This is a genomic window from Geodermatophilus sp. URMC 63, assembly GCF_053502565.1.
Genome location: NZ_CP199956.1, coordinates 3,698,813 through 3,718,434, shown reverse-complemented (window position 1 = coordinate 3,718,434; position 19,622 = coordinate 3,698,813). Strand labels below are relative to the sequence as shown.

Annotated in this window: 19 protein-coding genes and 1 riboswitch; of the genes, 9 read left to right on the top strand and 10 right to left on the bottom strand. The window is 75.7% G+C overall.

What is annotated here, in order from left to right; translation table 11 throughout:
• Positions 1-14 precede the first annotated feature (14 nt).
• Complete coding sequence (locus ACWIZO_RS18175) at positions 15-1,229, bottom strand: MFS transporter (protein WP_448639048.1); 1,215 nt, start codon at positions 1,227-1,229, stop codon at positions 15-17.
• A 231-nt stretch (positions 1,230-1,460) separates the two neighbouring features.
• On the opposite strand from ACWIZO_RS18175, the gene ACWIZO_RS18170 reads away from it, so the two are divergent.
• From ACWIZO_RS18170 to ACWIZO_RS18150, 5 genes are all read left to right on the top strand, one after another.
• Complete coding sequence (locus tag ACWIZO_RS18170; RefSeq protein ID WP_448639047.1) at positions 1,461-2,636, top strand: acyl-CoA dehydrogenase family protein; 1,176 nt, start codon at positions 1,461-1,463, stop codon at positions 2,634-2,636.
• An 8-nt stretch (positions 2,637-2,644) separates the two neighbouring features.
• The gene (locus ACWIZO_RS18165; protein ID WP_448639046.1) at positions 2,645-3,802 is read left to right on the top strand and encodes an acyl-CoA dehydrogenase family protein; all 1,158 of its coding nucleotides are present in this window, start codon (positions 2,645-2,647) and stop codon (positions 3,800-3,802) included.
• A gap of 243 nt (positions 3,803-4,045) precedes the next feature.
• Positions 4,046-5,596 carry a Re/Si-specific NAD(P)(+) transhydrogenase subunit alpha gene (locus tag ACWIZO_RS18160; protein WP_448639045.1) on the top strand — a complete coding sequence of 517 codons (1,551 nt, stop codon included), beginning with the start codon at positions 4,046-4,048 and terminating at the stop codon, positions 5,594-5,596.
• Between the two features lie 4 nt (positions 5,597-5,600).
• Entirely contained in the window at positions 5,601-7,010 is a 1,410-nt protein-coding gene (pntB, locus tag ACWIZO_RS18155; RefSeq protein WP_448639044.1) for a Re/Si-specific NAD(P)(+) transhydrogenase subunit beta, read from the top strand.
• Between the two features lie 48 nt (positions 7,011-7,058).
• Positions 7,059-7,490, top strand: a complete 432-nt coding sequence (locus ACWIZO_RS18150) for a hypothetical protein (protein ID WP_448639043.1) — start codon at positions 7,059-7,061, stop codon at positions 7,488-7,490.
• Between the two features lie 36 nt (positions 7,491-7,526).
• On the opposite strand, the gene ACWIZO_RS18145 is transcribed toward ACWIZO_RS18150, so the two are convergent.
• Positions 7,527-8,384, bottom strand: a complete 858-nt coding sequence (locus tag ACWIZO_RS18145; protein WP_448639042.1) for a pentapeptide repeat-containing protein — start codon at positions 8,382-8,384, stop codon at positions 7,527-7,529.
• Positions 8,385-8,405: 21 nt separating this feature from the next.
• The gene (locus tag ACWIZO_RS18140) at positions 8,406-8,615 is read right to left on the bottom strand and encodes a DUF4177 domain-containing protein (protein ID WP_446760171.1); all 210 of its coding nucleotides are present in this window, start codon (positions 8,613-8,615) and stop codon (positions 8,406-8,408) included.
• 47 nt (positions 8,616-8,662) lie between these two features.
• On the opposite strand from ACWIZO_RS18140, the gene ACWIZO_RS18135 reads away from it, so the two are divergent.
• Entirely contained in the window at positions 8,663-9,046 is a 384-nt protein-coding gene (locus ACWIZO_RS18135) for a VOC family protein (protein ID WP_448639041.1), read from the top strand.
• Here ACWIZO_RS18135 and ACWIZO_RS18130 read toward each other — a convergent pair.
• The 3 genes from ACWIZO_RS18130 to ACWIZO_RS18120 form a co-directional block, all read right to left on the bottom strand.
• Positions 9,043-9,453, bottom strand: a complete 411-nt coding sequence (locus ACWIZO_RS18130) for a hypothetical protein (protein WP_448639040.1) — start codon at positions 9,451-9,453, stop codon at positions 9,043-9,045. The genes ACWIZO_RS18135 and ACWIZO_RS18130 overlap by 4 nt on opposite strands.
• Before the next feature lie 40 nt (positions 9,454-9,493).
• A complete protein-coding gene (locus tag ACWIZO_RS18125; RefSeq protein WP_448639039.1) occupies positions 9,494-10,222 on the bottom strand; it encodes a DUF72 domain-containing protein in 729 nt (242 codons plus the stop codon).
• A 73-nt stretch (positions 10,223-10,295) separates the two neighbouring features.
• Entirely contained in the window at positions 10,296-10,955 is a 660-nt protein-coding gene (locus tag ACWIZO_RS18120) for a class I SAM-dependent methyltransferase (RefSeq protein WP_448639038.1), read from the bottom strand.
• Between the two features lie 203 nt (positions 10,956-11,158).
• Between ACWIZO_RS18120 and ACWIZO_RS18115 the strand changes: the two genes are divergently transcribed.
• Positions 11,159-11,629 (top strand): hypothetical protein, encoded by a 471-nt coding sequence (locus ACWIZO_RS18115; RefSeq protein ID WP_448639037.1) that lies wholly within the window; start codon positions 11,159-11,161, stop codon positions 11,627-11,629.
• Positions 11,630-11,883: 254 nt separating this feature from the next.
• Here the strand turns inward: ACWIZO_RS18115 and ACWIZO_RS18110 are convergent, their stop codons facing one another.
• Positions 11,884-12,861: an aggregation-promoting factor C-terminal-like domain-containing protein gene (locus tag ACWIZO_RS18110; protein WP_448639036.1), complete on the bottom strand. Its 978-nt coding sequence runs from the start codon at positions 12,859-12,861 to the stop codon at positions 11,884-11,886.
• A gap of 210 nt (positions 12,862-13,071) precedes the next feature.
• Positions 13,072-13,229: riboswitch (cyclic di-AMP (ydaO/yuaA leader) on the bottom strand.
• Between the two features lie 186 nt (positions 13,230-13,415).
• Positions 13,416-14,339, bottom strand: coding sequence for a hypothetical protein (locus ACWIZO_RS18105; RefSeq protein ID WP_448639035.1), 924 nt, complete (start codon positions 14,337-14,339; stop codon positions 13,416-13,418).
• Positions 14,340-14,581: 242 nt separating this feature from the next.
• On the opposite strand from ACWIZO_RS18105, the gene ACWIZO_RS18100 reads away from it, so the two are divergent.
• Together ACWIZO_RS18100 and ACWIZO_RS18095 are read left to right on the top strand one after the other, a co-directional pair.
• Complete coding sequence (locus ACWIZO_RS18100) at positions 14,582-15,679, top strand: LLM class flavin-dependent oxidoreductase (RefSeq protein WP_448639034.1); 1,098 nt, start codon at positions 14,582-14,584, stop codon at positions 15,677-15,679.
• Entirely contained in the window at positions 15,676-16,308 is a 633-nt protein-coding gene (locus tag ACWIZO_RS18095) for an FMN reductase (protein ID WP_448639033.1), read from the top strand. Before ACWIZO_RS18100 ends, ACWIZO_RS18095 begins: the two co-directional genes overlap by 4 nt.
• An 84-nt stretch (positions 16,309-16,392) precedes the next feature.
• On the opposite strand, the gene ACWIZO_RS18090 is transcribed toward ACWIZO_RS18095, so the two are convergent.
• Positions 16,393-17,967 carry an FMN-binding glutamate synthase family protein gene (locus ACWIZO_RS18090; RefSeq protein WP_448639032.1) on the bottom strand — a complete coding sequence of 525 codons (1,575 nt, stop codon included), beginning with the start codon at positions 17,965-17,967 and terminating at the stop codon, positions 16,393-16,395.
• A gap of 109 nt (positions 17,968-18,076) precedes the next feature.
• On the bottom strand, positions 18,077-19,618 hold the full coding sequence (locus ACWIZO_RS18085; RefSeq protein WP_448639031.1) for a gluconokinase: 1,542 nt from the start codon (positions 19,616-19,618) through the stop codon (positions 18,077-18,079).
• Between the last annotated feature and the right edge of the window lie 4 nt (positions 19,619-19,622).

Below are 19,622 nucleotides of genomic sequence, written 5' to 3'. Positions count from 1 at the left end.
CCATCGGGTGCGGGTCAGCTGATCTGCACCGGCCGGGCCGCGAGCACGCCGGCGACGGCCAACCCGAGGGCGAGCGCCGCCAGGAGGAGCAGCGGCGCGGTCCAGCCGCCGGTGGGTCCCGACAGCGCGCCGACGACGACCGGCCCGGCGGCGCCGACGGAGTAGCCGACCAGCTGGCTCATGCCCGAGAGCCGCGCAGCGGTGACCGGGTCACCCGAGCGCAGCACCACCAGGACCAGCGCCAGCCCGATGCCGGCCCCCTGCGCCACCCCCGCGACCGCCGCCCACGCCGGCCACGCGCCCGGAGCGGCGAGCAGCCCGGTCACCGGCACCAGCCACAGCGCGGCCACCAGCAGCGCCAGCCCGGTCTGCCCCGGCCGCCGGGCGACGAGGGCCGGCACGAGCAGGCTCCCCACGATCCCGGTCGCCTGGAACAGCGAGGCGGCCAGCGACCCGGTGGTGACGTCGGTGCCGGCGCGGTCGGCGAGCACCGTGGGCAGCCAGGCGGTGAGCGAGAAGTACAGCGCCGACTGCAGCCCCTGGACGACGGTGACCGCCCAGGCGGTGGACGAGCGCCACAGCCGCGCCCGCCCGGCCGGGGGACCACTCGCCGGGCCGGCGGTGCCGAGCAGGTCGCCGCGCCCGCGGGTGGCCGCGGACCAGACGCCCGCGCCGACGACGGCGAGCACGCCCTCGACGGCGAGCGCGCCGCGCCAGCCGAGCACGGCGGCCAGCGGCGCGGTGACCGCGGCCATGGCGGCGGCGCCGGCGACGAGTCCGGCCGTGTACAGCCCGGTGACCGTGCCGGCGTGCCGGCCGAAGCCGGCCTTGATGACCGCCGGCAGCAGCACGTTGCCCACCGTCATGGCCGCACCGGCGAGGAACGTCCCGGCCAGCAGCACCGGGGGGCCGTCGAGGACCCGCAGTCCCTGCGCCACGGCCAGGAGCAGCAGCGAGCCGAGCACCGCCGGACCGGCTCCCACGCGGCGGCCGAGTGCCGCCGACACCGGCGCGAGCAGCGCGAAGCACAGGACCGGCAGGGTGGTGAGCAGCCCGGCGGCCGCCGGCGAGAGCGCGAGGTCGGCGCGGACGTCGCCCAGCACGGGCCCCACCGCGGCGATCGCGCCGCGGAGGTTGAACGCGGTGAGCAGGACGGCGGCCAGCAGCAGCCGCTCGGCGGCCAGGACGGCACCCGGCGCTGGCGGGGTCGGACGGGACGCGGGGACCACTCCTGTCGGGACGGGCCGGGCGGACCGGCGACCCGGCCCGGCGGGACATCCTGCCCGGCGCCCGGCCGGCGTCCCGGCGCCACCCCGGCCACGACGGGGTGCGACCGGCGGCCCGGGCCCGCCCGTCCGCCTCGCCGACGGCCGGAGAGCCGCGTCTACTCCCCGGTAACAAGTGTGGGATCGTCGGGGCACACGTCGAGACGGCACTGCTGCCGTCAGGAGAGAGGTCCCATGCGGTTGCAGCTTTCCCCGGAGATGGAGGCCTTCCGGGATGAGATGCGCACCTTCTTCACCACCCAGGTGCCCGCGGAGATCCGCGACACCGTCGCGGCCCGCCGGCACGTGGGCCGCGACGACTACGTCCGGACCCAGCAGATCCTGAACGCCGCCGGCCTGGCCGTGCCGCACTGGCCGGTCGAGTGGGGCGGCCGGGATTGGACGCCGCTGCAGCACCACATCTGGCGCGAGGAGATGCAGCTGGCCTCGGTCCCCGAGCCCCTGGCCTTCAACGCCAGCATGATCGGCCCGGTCATCGCCGCCTTCGGCAACCAGGAGCAGAAGGAGCGCTTCCTGGCCAGGACGGCCAACCTCGACATCTGGTGGTGCCAGGGCTTCTCCGAGCCCGACGCCGGCTCCGACCTCGCGTCGCTGCGCACCACCGCCGTCCGCGACGGCGACGACTGGGTGGTCAACGGCCAGAAGACGTGGACGACGCTCGGCCAGCACGCCGACTGGATCTTCTGCCTGGTCCGCACCGACCCGACCGCGGAGAAGAGGCAGCGCGGCATCTCGATGCTGGTCTTCCCGATGGACACCCCCGGCGTCACGCTGCGGCCGATCGAGCTGCTCGACGGCGGCCACGAGGTCAACGAGGTGTTCTTCGAGGACGTCCGCGTCCCCGCCGAGGACCTCATCGGCGAGGAGAACCGCGGCTGGGACTACGCCAAGTTCCTGCTCGGCAACGAGCGCGTCGGCATCGCCCGCGTCGGCGCCACCAAGAAGATGATCTCCCAGGCGAAGGGCTTCGCCCGCGAGATCCGCGTCGACGGCCGCCCCCTGTCGCAGGACCCGCGGCTGACCGCGCGGATCGCCGAGCTGGAGAACGAGCTGGTCGCGCTCGAGCTCACTGCGCTGCGCGTCGTCGCCAACTCCGCCGACGGCAAGCCGCACCCGGCCTCGTCGGTGCTCAAGCTGCGCGGCTCGGAGCTGCAGCAGGCCGCCACCGAGCTGATCGTCGACATCGCCGGCCCGCTCTCGCTGGCCTCGTTCGCCGACGGCGGCTCCGAGGTGCCCGACTGGGCCCGCGTGGCCACGCCGGAGTACCTGAACTACCGCAAGGTCTCCATCTACGGCGGCTCGAACGAGGTCCAGCGGACCATCATCGCCGGCACGATCCTGGGGCTGTGAGGTAACCCGTGGACTTCCAGTACGACAGCGAGCAGAACGACCTCCGCGAGGCCGTGCGCGGCCTCCTGCAGCGCGCCTACGGCGACCCCGAGACCCGCCGTCAGACGGTGGCCACCGACCCGGGCTTCGACGAGAAGACCTGGGCCCGGCTGGCCGAGATGGGGGTGCTGGGCCTGCCCTTCGCCGAGGAGGACGGCGGCATGGGCGCCGGCCCGATCGAGGTCGGCATCGTGGCCGAGGAGATGGGCCGGGTCCTCGCGCCCGAGCCGTTCGTCGAGTCGGTGGTCCTGGCCGGCGGCCTGGTCGCGGCCGTGGGCACCGCCGCGCAGCGGCAGGCCGTCCTCGGTCCCCTGTCGGAGGGCAGCAGCGTGCTGGCCGCAGCGCTCGCCGAGCCGGGCAGCCGGTGGAGCACCTCGGCGAGCGGCGTGACCGCCACCGAGGACGGCGGCACCTGGCGGCTGACCGGCGTCAAGGAGCCGGTCCTGGCCGGCGCCCGCGCCGACGTGCTCGTGGTGTCCGCCGTCGTCGACGGCGCGACGGCGCTGTTCCTCGTGCAGGGCGACGCCGAGGGCCTGACCCGCACCGGCTACCGCTCCCACGACGGCAGCCGCGCCGCGAACGTCACCTTCGCCGGCACCCCGGCCGAGCTGCTCGGCGAGGGCCGCACCGACCGCGGCGCCGACGTCGAGCGGGCCCAGTCGCTGGCCCGGATCGCCTACGGCAACGAGGCGGTCGGGGCGATGGAGACGGCGCTGCGGACCACCGCCGAGTACCTCAAGACCCGCAAGCAGTTCGGGGTCACGCTCAACCGGTTCCAGGCGCTGACCTTCCGCGCGGCGGACATGTACGTGTCGGTGGAGCTGGCCCGCAGCACCGCGCTGTGGGCGAGCATGGTGGCCGACACCGGCGGCGACGTCGTCGCCGCGGCCGACCGCGTGCGGCTGCAGACCAGCCGCGCGGGCCGGCACGTCGGCAAGGAGGCCATCCAGCTGCACGGCGGCATCGGCGTCACCGCGGAGTACTCGGTCGGGCACTACACCAGCCGGCTCACCGCGATCGACCACGTGCTCGGCGACGGCGACTGGGCCGCGGCCCGCCTGGCCGAGAAGGTCGACGGCTACCCGACGGTCGACCCGCTGGGGGCGCCCTACACCCGCGCGCGCTAGGCACCCCGCACCACCGGCCGCGACCGGCGTCCCCTCCTCGGGGACGCCGGCCGCGGCCGTCTCCGGGGTCCCGACGTCACGGTGCCGGACGGGTGCGATCCAGGTCACGATCGGGCTCCCGGCGCACGGTGCGTCACCGGGGCCTGCCACGATGCAGCACGGGGTGCGGTCAGCCACCTCCCCCGCTGCACCACGCCAGGCCCGCCGGCACGGTCGCCGGCCCGAGTTGTCCTTGGAGTGCGCGTGCTCATCGGTGTCCCCGCAGAGACCCGGCGCAACGAGACGCGAGTCGCCGCGACCCCCACGAGCGTGGGCCGGCTGTGCGCGCTCGGCCACGACGTCCTCGTGCAGTCCGGCGCCGGTGCGGGGGCCGACTGCCCCGACGAGGCCTACGTCGCCGCGGGCGCGCGGATCGGCCCGGCCGCCGACGCGTGGGGCGCCGACGTCGTCCTGCACGTCAACGCCCCGACGCCGGACGAGATCGACCTGCTGCGCCCCGACGCCGTGCTGGTCTCCCTGCTGGCCCCGGCCCTCTCCCCCGACCTGCTCGACGCGCTGGTCGCCCGCGGGGTGACCGCGCTGGCGATGGACGCCGTCCCCCGGATCTCACGGGCCCAGTCGCTCGACGTGCTCTCGTCCATGGCCAACATCGCCGGCTACCGCGCCGTCGTGGAGGCCGCGCACGCCTTCGGCCGGTTCTTCACCGGCCAGGTCACCGCCGCCGGCAAGGTGCCGCCGGCCAAGGTGTTCGTCGCCGGCGCCGGCGTGGCGGGGCTGGCGGCCATCGGCGCGGCCAGCAGCCTGGGCGCGATCGTGCGGGCCACCGACGTCCGCCCCGAGGTCGCCGAGCAGGTCCGCTCGCTCGGGGGCGAGTACGTGGGCGTCCCCGCCGCCGAGGACGAGGCCGCCGGCAGCGGCACCGGCTCGGGGACGGGGTACGCGTCGGTGACCAGCGAGGACTTCAACGCCCGCGCCGCGGTCATGTACGCCGAGCAGGCACGCGACGTCGACGTCGTCATCACCACCGCGCTCATCCCCGGCCGCCCGGCTCCCCGGTTGCTCACCGAGGACATGGTGGCCAGCATGAAGCCGGGCTCGGTGGTCGTGGACATGGCCGCCGCCCAGGGCGGCAACGTCGCGGGCTCGGTCCCCGACGAGGTGGTGACGACGCCGAACGGCGTCACGATCATCGGCTACACCGACCTGCCCGCCCGCCTGCCGGCCCAGGCCAGCCAGCTGTTCGCCACCAACCTGGTCAACCTGCTCACGCTGCTGACGCCGGGCAAGGACGGGCAGCTGGTCCTCGACCTCGACGACGTCGTCGTGCGGGGCATGACCGTGGCGCGGGCCGGCGAGAAGCTGTGGCCGCCGCCCCCGGTGCAGGTGTCGGCCGCCCCGGCACCGGTCGCCGTGCCGCCGTCACCACCACCGGTGCCCACGGCCCCGGCCGGTCCGGGCCGGCGCATCGCGCTGGTCGGCCTGGGTGCGGCGCTGCTGTTCCTGCTCGCCGCCTCCTCCCCCGACCAGCTGATCGGCAACCTGACGGTGTTCGCCCTCGCCGTCGTCGTCGGTTTCTACGTCATCGGGCACGTGCACCACGCGCTGCACACGCCGCTGATGAGCGTCACCAACGCGATCTCCGGGATCATCGTGGTCGGCGCGCTGCTGCAGCTGGGCCACGTGAGCACGGTCGTCACGGTGCTCGCCTTCCTCGCCGTGCTGCTGGCGAGCATCAACGTCTTCGGTGGCTTCGCGGTGACCCGCCGCATGCTCGGCATGTTCCGGAGGGCCTGACCCCATGACCGCCACCACCGCCGCGTCGGCGGCCTACATCGTCGCCGGCCTGCTGTTCGTGCTGAGCCTGGCCGGGCTGTCGCGGCACGAGACCGCCAAGACCGGCAACGCCTACGGGATCGCCGGCATGGCGATCGCGCTGGTCGCCACCATCGGCCTGGCCTGGCGCAACGGCGAGGCGCTCGCCGTCGCGGCGATCGCGGTCGCCATGGCGCTGGGCGCGGCCATCGGCCTCTGGCGCGCGCGCGTCGTCGAGATGACCGGCATGCCCGAGCTCATCGCGCTGCTGCACAGCTTCGTCGGCCTGGCCGCCGTGCTGGTCGGCTGGAACGGGTACCTGTCGGTCGAGGGCGCACCCGCCGGCGAGGCCGAGGAGCTCGGCCTGCCGGTGGGCATCCACTCCGCCGAGGTCGCGATCGGCGTCTTCATCGGCGCGGTCACCTTCACCGGCTCGATCGTGGCGTTCCTCAAGCTGTCGGGGCGGATCAGGAGCAACCCGCTCATGCTGCCGGGCCGCAACGCGCTCAACCTCGGCGCCCTGGCCGTGTTCGCGGTGCTGACCGTCGTCTTCGTCGTCTCCCCGGGGCTGGCGGTGCTCGCCGGGCTCACCGTGCTCGCGCTCGCGCTGGGCTGGCACCTGGTCGCCTCGATCGGCGGCGGCGACATGCCGGTCGTCGTCTCGATGCTCAACAGCTACTCGGGCTGGGCGGCCGCGGCCTCGGGCTTCCTGCTCGACAACGACCTGCTGATCATCACCGGCGCGCTGGTCGGCTCCTCGGGTGCCTACCTCTCCTACATCATGTGCCAGGCGATGAACCGCTCGTTCCTGTCGGTCATCGCCGGCGGCTTCGGCAACGAGGGCAGCACGGCGGCCTCCGGAGACGTCGACGGCGAGCACACCGAGGTCACCGCCGAGGAGGTCGCGCAGCTGCTGCGCGACGCCGACAGCGTCGTCATCACGCCCGGCTACGGCATGGCGGTGGCGCACGCGCAGAACGCCGTCGCCGAGCTCACCCGCACGCTCACCGACAAGGGCGTGGAGGTCCGGTTCGGCATCCACCCGGTCGCCGGCCGGCTGCCCGGGCACATGAACGTGCTGCTGGCCGAGGCGAAGGTGCCCTACGACGTCGTCCTGGAGATGGACGAGATCAACGACGACCTCGCCAAGACCGACGTCGTGCTCGTCATCGGCGCCAACGACACGGTGAACCCGGCCGCGGCCGAGGACCCGAGCAGCCCGATCGCCGGGATGCCGGTGCTGCACGTGTGGGAGGCCGGGCACGTCGTCGTCTTCAAGCGGTCGATGAGCACCGGGTACGCCGGCGTGCAGAACCCGCTGTTCTTCCGGGAGAACACCCGGATGCTCTTCGGCGACGCCCGGGAGCGCGTCGAGGACATCCTCCGGGCGCTGTAGGCCCGCTGCAGTTGCGGGGCCCGTGCCCGGGGGACGACGGTTGCCGTCGTGGACCCCTTCCGCCTGGGCATGCCCAAGATCCCCGGCCTCACCGAGCTGCTCACCGCGCTGCAGGCCCAGACCGAGGCGCTGGCGCAGCTGCCCCGGACGCTGACCGACCTCAACGCCGCCGTCCGCGAGCTGATCGCCGCGACGTCGACGGCCACGTCGGCGATCGCCTCGGCCCAGCGCACCGCCGAGCGGCTGGAGGAGCTGGTCGGCGAGCTGGAGGAGCCGGTGCGGGCGCTCAAGCCGGGGATCGAGCGAGTGGGCCGGGTGCTCGACGACCCGGTGGTGGAGAAGGTCCCGGACATCATCCGCACCGTCGACGAGGACCTCCGGCCGCTGATCGCGACCCTGCACCAGGCGCAGTCGCGCGTCGCCGGGGTCACCGGGCTGCTGCGCCGCCGCGCCCGGCCCGAGGACGACGACCTGCTCTGAGCCCGGCCCGGTCACGTCCCCGCGCGGCGGTGCCGCTCACCGGAGCGCCGGACCCGGCGGTCCCCAGTGCGGCGGGTGCTCCAGTCCGCCGGGCAGGCGGGTCGTGGCGTCCCCCCGGGCGGCGGCCACCTGCCGGCGCGTGAGGAACAGCGCGCCGGAGAGATCGCTGCCGCGCACGTCCGCGCCCCGCAGGTCGGCGCCGAGCAGGTCGGTCCGGTGCAGGTCGGCACCCCGCAGGTCCGCCCCGAGCAGCAGCGCCCCGCGCAGGCTCACGCCCCGCAGGTCCCCGCGGCGCAGGTCGGCGCCGGACAGGTCGGCGTTGCGCCGGTCGGCCCGGCGCCGACCTCCCGCCCGCGGCCGGACGCCGGCCCGTGCCAGCTCGCTGACCGACAGCAGCAGCGCGCCGGCCTCCCGCTGGAGCGCGTCGGCGTCGACGGCCGCGAGCTCGCCGGGCTCGGCGGCGGTGAGGTCGGTGGCGCGCCGGTGCGCGGCCGTCAGGTCCCTGCGCAGCGGCGCGGCCGCCTCGAGGGCGAGCGCCTCACCGAGGTACCAGAGGACCTCGTGCAGCAGCCGCTGCACGCCGAAGGCCGCGAACACCGCCGTCGCCCGCTCGGGGCTCCCCCGCCAGTCCGCGTCTCCGGCGAACGTCACCTGCACGGTCTGCTGGCCGGCACCGAAGCAGTCGAACACCGTGCAGCCGGGGAAGCCGCGCTCCCGCAGCTGCGCGTGGATGCCGCAGCGGTCGTCGTCGCGCAGGTTCGGGCAGGGACTGCCCGCGGGCTTGTCGATCGCGAAGTCGGCCGAGGCCGCGAAGGCCGGGGCCACGCAGCACAGCCCCGCGCAGCTCGCGCAGTCCGCGCGCAACCGCGCCCGGGCATCGACGGCGTCGGACACGGGCGCTCCTCGCGGGGTGGGTCAGGTCGTGGGGCGCTCCAGCGTCACCAGGACGCCCTCGACACCCCCCGGGCCGAGGCGGCCCTTGACCTCGACGGAGGTGATGGCCTTGAGCTGCCAGCCCTCCCGGGCGTTCTGGTTGAGCACCTTCTCCAGCTTGTCACCCGACATCTTCCCGCCGATGAGCCCCTCGCGGATCTCGACCACCCGGTACTCGTAGCGCTGCGCCACGACGTCCTCCTCGTCTCGGTGTCCTGCCCTGCGGCGATGATGCCCGGGTGGACGTGCTCAGCAGCCGGGTCCTGCTCCGGCCCCCCGATCCCGCGCGGTCGCAGGCCTTCTACCGGGACGTGCTGGGGCTCGCGGTGTACCGGGAGTTCGGGCTGCCCGAGCACCGCGGCGTGGTGTTCTTCCTCGGCAACGGCCTGCTCGAGGTGTCCGGCCCCGGCGACGAGCCGCCACGCGGGACCGCGCTGTGGCTGCAGGTGCGCGACGTCGCCGCCGAGCACGCACGGCTGCGGGCGGCCGGCGTGCCGGTGCTGCGCGAGCCGCGCACCGAGCCGTGGGGGCTGGTCGAGGCCTGGGTCGCCGACCCCGACGGCGTGCGGATCGTCCTGGTCGAGGTCCCGGCCGACCACCCGCTGCGCCGCGACCAGCGCTAGACCGTCCCCGCCGGCGGGGCGTCGCGGTCGGACGACGGTCGGCGCAGCACGTCACCGAAGGACTGCTCGAGGCGCGCCCAGGTCCGGCTCCACTCCTCGATCGGCTCGAGCACCCGCTCGAACACGGCGAGCTGCTCGTCGAAGGCCTGCAGCTGACCGATCAGGCCGGTGATCAGCTGCCGCTGGCCCCGCACCGCCTGCGCGACCGCCCCGACCTGCGCCGCCGACATCGCCCCGGGCGGCGAGGGCAGGCGCGGCAGCGACAGCCCCGACGGCACCGCGCCGGTGGCCAGCCCGCGCGCGCGGTCGGTGAAGCCGCGCAGCTGGGCGACGAACTCCTCGACCGACCGGCTGACCAGGTTCCCCTGCCCCTGGCCCGGCTTCGTCCCGTCGTCCTGCTCGCTCATGCCCCCAGTCTCCCGCCACCGCGCCCCGCTCGCCGCCCGGTCAGCTGCCGGTCAGCGCCCGCAGCGTCTCGGCGTTGCGGACGGCGTGGCCGTGGCCGTCGTTGTTGAAGTAGGCGTGGACGTCGCGGCCGTCGCGCGCCCACTCCGCGATCCGGTCGGCCCACCAGCGCAGGTCCGCGTCGGGGTAGGAGCCGGCGTAGAGGGAGGCGTCGTCCGGGCCGTGCAGCCGGACGTAGACGAACGGCGCGGTGGCCCGCAGCACGCACGGCAGGCCGGCGCCGCTCATCACGCAGTAGGCCGCTCCGTGCCGCTCGAGCAGCGCGAACACCTCCTCGACGTGCCAGCTGGGGTGGCGGAACTCCACGGCCACCTGCACCCAGTCCGGCAGCAGGGAGAGGAAGTACTCCAGGCGCGCGTCGTCGCGGGCCGCGGCCGGGTGCAGCTGCACCAGCAGCACGGCCCGCTTGCCGTCCAGCTCGTGCCAGGCCGCGGTCATCCGCTCGACCCACGCCTCCGGGGCGTACAGCCGCTTGGCGTGGGTCAGTCCGCGCGGTGCCTTGACCGACAGCCGGAACCCCTCGGGCAGCCGGTCGCGCCACCCCGCGAAGGTCGCCGTCCGGGGCCAGCGGTAGAAGCTCGCGTTGAGCTCGACGGTGCCGAACCGGCGCACGTAGTGGGCCAGCCGGTCGCGGGGCGGCGTCCCCGGCGGGTAGAGGATGCCGTCCCAGTGGTCGTAGCTCCAGCCGGAGGTTCCGACGTGGACGGCCACCGGTGCCGCCCTCCTCAGTGCCCGTGCCGGGCGACGGCGGTGCCGCGGGTGTGGTCGAGGGGGCCAGGAGCGCTCACGGCAGCCGCCACACCGTGGTGCGGCGCAGCCCCGGGCCCTCGGTCTCGGGCACGTCGTAGGCGGCGACGGGCTCCAGCCGCTCGTGCGGCAGGTAGGGCCGCCCCGGGTCGCCGACGAGCACCTCGCAGCCGCACGCCCGAGCCCGGTCGAGGAAGGGCAGCACCCGCTCGGTCATCTCCCGGTCGTAGCAGACGTCGCCGGCCAGGACGACGTCGACGGCCGGCGGCTCCCGGTCGAGGACGTCGCCGGCCACGCTGATCCCGGTCACCCCGTTCAGGCCGGCGTTGACGCCCACCGCCGTCCGGGAGAACGGGTCGACGTCGCTGGCCAGCACGTGGCGGGCGCCGGCGAGGACGGCGGCGATCGCGACGAGCCCGCTGCCCGACCCCAGGTCCAGGACGCGGTGCCCGGCCACCGTCACCGGCCCGTCGAGGACGGCGCGGGCGAGGGCCTGCCCGCCGGGCCAGGCCGCGGCCCAGAACGGCGGGGCCTCGCCGGCGCCGCCGGCCGCGTCCTCCATCGCCTCCCACAGGGCGACGACGTCGTCGGCGACGTGCAGCCGCACCTCCGGGACGAGCGAGGGCCGGCGCACCTGCGTGTGCGCGCGGACGAACCCCGCGGGCACCACGCGGGTGGCCGGCCCCCTCTCCGTCACGCCCCCAGTGTCACGTGCCGAGCCGGCGACGGTCGCGAGCGGCCCGGGTGACGGTCCGTGGCGCTGGGGTCCCACCACGGCCGGGTGGGAGACCGAGGCAGGGCCCGTCGGGTCGTGTCGTGGCAGTGCCGCGCGCAGGAGGACGGAGGGTGGGAGCTACACCTGCTGGGATCGGCGAGATCCGCACACCCCAGGAGGAGCGCATGGACACCGTCACCGCGACCGGCACGGTCAGGGAGGACGGCGGCCGGTTGGTCCTGATCCCGACCAGCCCGCCCGGGAGCGAGCCCCTGGTGGAGCTGGACCTGCTCGGGACGGACCTGCCGCCGGCCGGCGCTCGGGTGGCCGTCGAGGGGGGGCTGGACGGGCGGTCGCTGCACACCGCCCGCTGGCACCCCGGGCCGGGCACCCCCTCGGCCTGGCGTGTTCCCGCCGGCATCGCCGGAGTGTCCCAGGACGATGCCGACGTCATCACCCGCAGCACCCCCGAGGAGTGGTCGATCATCGGTCTCGGCCGGTCCACGGTGCCCGGCGGGCGAGGGGTGGTGGCGGTGCTGGAGGTCGAGCGGATCACTCCCGAGATCCGGGCGTGGTACGAGCGGCAGCCACCCGGGTCGGTACACCTGGTGCCCTCCATCACCCCGGACACCGCCTGCACCCCGGACACCGCCTGACCCGGCAGCGGCCACCCCGGAACGCGACACGGCCCCGCTAGCGGATGCCAGCGGGGCCGTGCTCGTGCCGGGTCCTCGTCCGCCCCGGAGTCCGCCCGGGTTCGCTCCCCTACGTCCCGCAGCGCCTCGTGCACGTGACGGCGCCGCGAGGTGCGGGCGCGGGGTCCCGCGCCGAGCCTGGTGACGAGTCGGATCGGCCTTGCTGCCGGGGTCCCGCGCCGAGCCGAGCGAGGCGTGGGGGCAGCAGGGTCCTCCTAGTACCAGCCGGTGGCCTGCGAGTGCGCCCAGGCACCGCACGGCGAGCCGTAACGGCTGTCGATGTAGATCAGGCCCGCGTCGATCTGCCGGTAGCCGTCGGAGGTCTTGGCGATGCCGGTGCTGGCCCAGGTGGAGTCCAGGAACTGCGGGATGCCGTAGGCGGTGCTGGAGGGGTTCTGCGCGTTGGGGTTCCAGCCGCTCTCCTTGCCCCACAGGTTCTCCAGGCAGCCGAACTGCTGGGCGCTGCCCACCTTGCTCATGGCGTAGTCCTTGAAGGAGCCGCGGGCGGCCGGCGCGGCGGCAGGTGCAGCCGCCGGTGCGGGGGCGGCCGGCGCCGCGGCGGCCCGCTGGGCGGCGGCGGCCTCGGCCGCGGCCTGGGCCTCGGCCGCGGCCTGGGCCTCGGCGGCGGCCTGCGCCTCGGCGGCGGCCTGGGCCTCGGCGGCGGCGCGGGCGGCCTCCTCCTCGGCGGCGCGGCGGGCGGCCTCCTCAGCGGCGCGGCGGTCGAGCTCGGCCTGGTCGGCGGCGGCCTGCGCCTCGGCGGCGCTGGTCTCCTCGGCGGAGCGCTCGTTGCGGGAGGCGGCGAGGTCCTCGAGCGGCGCGAGGTCGGCGGTCTGCGACGCCGCGGTCCCGGTCGGCTGCCCGGTGAGGCCGAGCTGCTCGGCCACGCTCACCGTGGAGCCGGCCGTCTCGGTGCCGGCCTCGGCGGCCGGGCCGCTCGTGCTCACCACGCCGACGACCAGGGCGCCGGCGGCGGCCGTGGCCAGCAGCAGGGCGGGGCGGCGCGGGCCCAGCGGGGGGCTGCTGCGCCGGGCGCGGGTGCGGGCCGGCAGGCCCAGGCGGCGGGCGCGACGACGGGGGGCGGTGTCCGCGGTGCCGACGGCGTCCATGACGGCGGTGTCGGCGGGCTTCGCGGCTGCGGACAGCTCGACGGTCTCGAGCGTGTGGGCAGGCGTGTGCGGGGTACGGCGGGGCATGAGGGTGAGGGCTCCGAGGGAGAGTGCGCGCGCGGCAGCCCGGTTCGCGGGCAGGGACCGGCGCACGGCGGTCGTCGGGTCCCCACGCGCGATCGGCGGCGCGGGGTCAGCAGGGCAGGGCGGCGGCCGGACTCAGATGGCGCGGTGGACGCGCACCCGGCGGCACCTGCGGGCCGCGGCGGCCCGGAGGCGGGGCATGCGGAGAGTCTCCGTTTCTTCCGATGCCGCCTACCGAGTTAGCTGACGGGTTCGGGCGGGAAGAAGCCCTACGCGCTGCGAGCGGAGCTCGGCAGGCGATTCACCCCAGGACTGCGGTGGGTCCCCGGCTCGCGCCCGCGGCTGCGGACACGACTCGGCGGCGTCCGGCCGGGCTCCCCGGGAGGGGACGAGACGACCAGCCGGACGTCACGAACGGTACGTGTCGTTACCTGCCCGTGACAACAGCAGAACGCGAGATGCACACGTGACACGAGTTACGGTGCAGTCGGCGCGGGCCATCCCTCGGCGACGGCGCAGGTCAGGACGCCGGGTCGCACGCCGGGTCGCACGCCGGGTCAGGACGCCGCGGCGACCTCGTTCCGGTTCCCGCCCCGATCGGCGTCCCCGCGCAGCGCCGTGACGTCGGCCGGGTCACCGTCCGGCGTCCGGGGGCCCTCGTCGCGGGCCGCGGCGTCGCGCCGGTCGGCGAGCACCGAGACGTCGTCGGGCAGCGCCCCGGTGCGCACCGTGTCGGTCCGCAGCGCGTCGGTGTCCGCCGGGTCGGGACCGCCCTCGTCGCCGCGCAGCACGCGGGCGAGACCGGCCAGGGCGTCGTCGACGTGCCCGTTCAGCACCCGGAGCGTCTCGCGCACCCCCTCCTTCTCGGCGCGCAGCGCGGCCAGCTCCGCCTCGACGGCGGCCCGCTCCCGCTGGGCCTGCGCCGCCGCCGCCCGCCGCGCCTCCTCGGCCTCGCGGTGCACCGCCTGCAGCTCGGCCGCCGCCTCCGCCCGCCGTGCGTCGGCCTCCCGCTGGGCCTGCTCGCGCAGCGCGGTCACCGCCTGGCGCATCTCCGCCACCTTGGCCAGGCGCGCCTCGGCCTCCGCGCGCGCCTCGGCACGCACCTGGTCGGCCTCCTCCTCGGCGCGCTGCAGCAGGGCGCGCGCATCCTCCGGGCTGGGGAGCGACTCCCGCTCACGTACCAGCTGGGCCAGCCGGCGGCGGGCGTTCTGCAGGTCACCGGAGCAGGCGGCGTAGCGGCTGAGCAGGTGGTCGTTCTCCCGGCGGAGCACCAGCAGCTCGGTCTCGGCCGCGGCCACGTAGTCGTCGACCTGCAGGCAGTCGTACCCGCGCAGTGCGTGTGTGAAGACCGGACCGGTGCCCAGCAGACCGTCGAGGCCCCTCGCCGGGACGTGCTCCGCGGCGGTGTTGCCCGTGAAGGCCGTGCGCCTGGCCGCGTCCGCCCCGGCGTCCGGAGCAGTTCCCTGCGAGTGCTTCGACATCCGGTCCCCCCGGTCCGTCATGCCCGCCCGGGCCCGTCGGGCGATCCAGGTGGTGGCCGCCAGACTCCCAGCCGGTTCACCCGATCGGTGGGTCGGACCAGGTCACGGGACGGTCACCGACGGAGTGGTCCGCCACGCCGTGGTCGCCCGACTACCGCCCGCAGCCGGAGCCGGGGAATGCCCGGCCGCCCACCACCGTTGGGCCGAACAGTAGTTGCACTCTCAACCACAGGGAGCACGAGATGCAGTTCGGCGTCTTCTCGGTCAGTGACGTCACGACCGACCCCACCACCGGCCGCACCCCCAGCGAGGCGGAGCGGATCCAGGCCATCGTCGCGATCGCGAGGAAGGCCGAGGAGGTCGGGCTCGACGTCTTCGCCCTCGGCGAGCACCACAACCCGCCGTTCTTCTCCTCCTCCCCCACCACCACGCTGGCCTACATCGCGGCGCAGACCTCGACGCTGCAGCTGTCGACGGCGACCACGCTGATCACCACCAACGACCCGGTGAAGATCGCCGAGGACTACGCGATGCTGCAGCACCTGGCCGGCGGCCGGGTCGACCTCATGATGGGCCGCGGCAACACCGGGCCGGTCTACCCGTGGTTCGGGCAGGACATCCGCAACGGCATCCCGCTGGCGGTGGAGAACTACGCGCTGCTGCGGAAGCTGTGGGACGACGAGGTCGTCGACTGGTCCGGCCGGTTCCGCACGCCGCTGCAGGGCTTCACCTCGACCCCGCGGCCGCTCGACGGCGTCCCGCCGTTCGTGTGGCACGGCTCGATCCGCAGCCCGCAGATCGCCGAGCAGGCCGCCTACTACGGCGACGGCTTCTTCTCCAACCACATCTTCTGGCCGAAGGAGCACACGCAGCGGATGGTCGAGTTCTACCGGTCCCGCTTCGAGCACCACGGCCACGGCTCGGCCGACCAGGCGATCGTCGGGCTGGGCGGGCAGGTGTTCGTGCGGAAGAACAGCCAGGACGCCGTCCGGGAGTTCCGGCCCTACTTCGACAACGCGCCGGTCTACGGCCACGGCCCCTCGCTGGAGGACTTCTCCCGCGAGACGCCGCTGACCGTCGGCAGCCCGCAGCAGGTCATCGAGCGCACGCTCGGCTTCCGCGACTACGTCGGCGACTACCAGCGGCAGCTGTTCCTCGTCGACCACGCCGGCCTGCCGCTGAAGACGGTGCTCGAGCAGCTGGACGTCCTGGGCGAGGAGGTCGTGCCGGTGCTGCGCCGGGAGTTCGCCGCGCTCAAGCCCGCGCACGTGCCCGACGCCCCCACGCACGCCTCGCTCGTCGCCGCCCGGCAGCGCACCCCGGAGGAGGTCTCGGCATGACCACCCGCACCACCACCCGGACCCTGGCCGTGGTCAGCGCCGGGCTGTCGACGCCGTCGTCGACCCGGCTGCTGGCCGACCGGCTGGCGACGGCGACCGTCGCGGCGCTGCGCGAGCGCGGCGAGGACGCCGTCGTGGAGGTCGTCGAGCTGCGCGAGCACGCCCGCGACCTGGCCGACGCCTTCGTCACCGGCTTCCCGGACGCGGCCCTGCGCGCGGCGATCGGGACGGTGACCGGCGCCGACGCGGTCATCGCCGTCACCCCGGTGTTCACCGCCTCCTACAGCGGGCTGTTCAAGTCCTTCGTCGACGTGCTGGACGAGGACGCGCTCACCGGGAGGCCGGTGCTGCTCGGGGCGACCGCCGGCACGGCGCGGCACTCGCTGGTGCTCGAGCACGCGATGCGGCCGCTGTTCGCCCACCTGCGCGCGGTGACCGTGCCGACGGCGGTGTTCGCCGCGAGCGAGGACTGGGCGGGTGGCGACGGCGGCGAGCTGTCGCGGCGGATCGTCCGGGCGGCCGGCGAGCTGGCCGACGTCGTGACCGGCCGGCCGGCGTCCGCCCGCCCGGCCGACCTGTTCGCCGACGTCCCCTCCTTCGAGGACCTCCTCCGCGGCAGCGGCGCCTGACCCGACCGCGATCACGGCGCCGGGACCACCCACCGGGCTCCGCAGGTCGTACCGGCGCCATGATCGCCGGGAGGGGTTCGGGCTTCAGCGGGCGGCGTCCTCCGAGGGGGGCGCCGTCCCGCCCTGGGGGGCCTCGCCCGTCATGATCGAGACGATCTCCGCGCGGTCGGCGGCCGAGGGCAGCCCCCAGCCGGGCTCGTAGCCGTACACGTCCCCGAGCGGCGTCGACGCGGTCCGCCCGTCCAGGATCTCCACCGAACCGGTGTCGATCAGCCCGGGGTGCTCGACGCCGCAGGCCTCGGCCACCTTGAGCAGGTCGCGGCGCAGCGTGGCCAGGTAGTTGGCCAGCCGCACCGACTTCAGCGCCGGGTCCAGGCCGTGCGCCAGCCAGGCGTTCTGGGTGGCGACGCCGGTCGGGCAGGTGTCGGTGTGGCACTTCTGCGCCTGGATGCAGCCGATGGCCAGCATCGCCTCGCGGGCGACGTTGACCATGTCGCAGCCCAGCGCGAACGCCACGACGGCGTTGTCGGGCAGGCCGAGCTTGCCGCCTCCGATGAAGGTGACCCGCTCGGCGAGGCCCCGGCGGGCGAAGGTGGAGTACACCCGCGCGAAGCCGAGCTGGAACGGCAGCGACACCGAGTCGGTGAAGATGAGCGGCGCGGCGCCGGTGCCGCCCTCGCCGCCGTCGACGGTCACGAAGTCCACACCGCGGCCGGTCGTGGCCATCAGGTCGGTGAGCTCGTCCCAGAACGCCATGTCCCCGACGGCGGACTTGATCCCCACCGGCAGGCCGGTCTCGGCGGCGAGCAGCTCGACCCAGTCGAGCATGCTGTCGACGTCGCTGAACTCCGCGTGCCGCGACGGGCTCACGCAGTCGACCCCCTCGCGCACCCCACGGGCCGCGGCGATCTCGGCCGACACCTTCGCGGCCGGGAGCACGCCGCCCAGCCCCGGCTTGGCGCCCTGGCTGAGCTTGATCTCGATCGCCCGCACCGGGGCTCCGGCCACCAGGTCCCTCAGCCGCTCGAGGTCGAAGCGGCCGTCCTCGTCGCGGCAGCCGAAGTAGGCGGTGCCGAGCTGGAGGACCAGGTCGCCGCCGTGCCGGTGGTGGGCCGACAGCCCGCCCTCCCCCGTGTTGTGCAGGCACCCGGCCAGCGCGGCACCCCGGTTGAGCGCCTCGACGGCCGCGCCCGACAGCGAGCCGAAGCTCATCGCCGACACGTTGACCACCGACGCCGGCCGGAACGCGTGCGCCCGGCCGCGCGGGCCGCCGAGCACCTTCGCCGAGGGCAGGCTGATGTCGGCCGCCGACCCCGGGTGCGACGGCGGGACGGCGCGGCCGAAGGTGCGGTGGTTGATGACCGCGTACCCGGCGGTGTACTCGAGGTCGTTGTCGGTGCCGAAGCCGAAGTAGTTGTTCTCGCGCTTGGCGGAGGCGTAGACCCACCGGCGCTGGTCGCGGGTGAAGGGCCGCTCCTCGTTGTCGCCGGCGACCAGGTACTGCCGCAGCTCCGGACCGAGCGACTCCAGCAGGTAGCGGGCGTGCCCGAGCACGGGGAAGTTGCGCAGCAGCGTGTGCTCCCGCTGGAGCAGGTCGCGGGCGGCCACCGCGGCGACCGCCCCCAGCCCGGCCACCGCGGCCCGTCCGGCACCCCTCATGACAGCTCCCCTCCCGCTCCGTGGCGGCCCGGGTCGTCCCGGACGGCCATGGTGGCCCCGGCAGCCCCGGACGGACAGGGAGTGCGGCGCGCCTCGGCGACCGGGCGGCTCAGAGCGGCAGGCCGGGGGTGTCGTCGAGGGCGTCGAGGGTGCCGAGGACGTCGGCCAGGGCGCGCGTGGACTGCTCGAGCAGCGGGCGCGTCCGCCGGTAGAGGCCGGCGGCCGCGGGGTCGGGCTCGACGGGGTCGGAGACGCCGATCAGCGCCGTCGCCGCGTCGAGGTCGGGCAGGGCACCGAGCGCGTGCAGCCCGAGCAGGCAGGCGCCGAGCCCGGTGCCCTCCGGGGAGTCAGCGATCCGCACCGGCAGGTCCAGCGCCGCGGCCAGCGTCGACACCCACAGCGCGGAGGCGACCGCCCCGCCGGTGGCGCGGACCTCGCGGACGGGCAGGCCGGTGGCCGAGAAGGCGTCGCGCACCAGGGCCAGCTGCTGGCACACGCCTTCGACCGCGGCGCGCACCAGGTGCGGACGGCGGTGCTCGCGGCGCAGCCCGACGTAGGCGCCGCGCAGCCCGGAGCGCCACCACGGCGCCCGCTCCCCCAGCAGGTAGGGCAGGCAGAGCAGCCCGGCGCTGCCGGCCGGCACGGCGGCGGCCTCGGCGAGCAGCCGGGCGTCGAGGGCGTCGGCGTCCTCCCCCGCGACCCCGTCCCCCTCGGCCAGCGCCTGGGCGGCCCACCGCACCACCGAGCCGCCGTTGTTGACCGCGCCGCCGACCACCCAGTGCTCGTCGGTGAGGGCGTAGCAGAACAGCCGGTGCGCCGGGTCGGCGGTCGGGGCGGGGACGACGACCCGCATCGCCCCGCTGGTGCCCAGCGAGACGGCGGCGACCTCGGGCCGCACGGCGCCGATGCCGAGGTTGGCCAGCACCCCGTCGGAGGCGCCGAGGACCAGCGGGGTGTCCGCGGGCAGGCCGGTCGCGGCGGCCACCTCCGGCCGCAGACCCGGCAGCACCGCCGTGGTCGGGAGCACCTCGCCGAGCTGCCCGGCCCGGACGCCGGCGATCTGCAGCGCCTCGGCGTCCCAGGTGCCGGTCCGGATGCCGTAGAGCCCGGTAGCCGAGGCGCACGCCCGGTCGAGCACCTGCGGGCCGCCGCGCAGGGCCGCGACGACGAGCTCCTTCACCCCGCCCCAGCGGGGCACCCGGGCCAGCCGGTCGGCGTCCTCGGCGCGCAGCGAGGCGAGCTTGAGCAGCGGCGACATCGGGTGCACCGGCGTCCCGGTGCGCTCGTGCAGGCCGCCGGCGCGACCGTCGCGGCGCAGCGCCTCGGCGTACCCGGCGGCGCGGTCGTCGGCCCAGGTGACGACGGGGCCCAGCGGCCGGCCGTCGTCGTCCATGGGGACCAGGCCGTGCATGGCCGCCGACAGGCAGACGCCGACGACGCGGTCGCCACGCTCCCCGGCGCGGGCGGTGACGGCGGCCAGCGCCTCGACGGCGGCGTCGGCCAGGCGGTGCGCGTCGAGCTCGGCGCGGCCGGGGGCGGGCACCGAGAGCGGGTAGCCGACGCTGACCGCGTTGCGGACCCGGGCGTCGGTGCCGGCGGTGACCGCCTTGGTCGCCGTCGTCCCGGAGTCCAGCCCGACCACCACGTCCATGCCC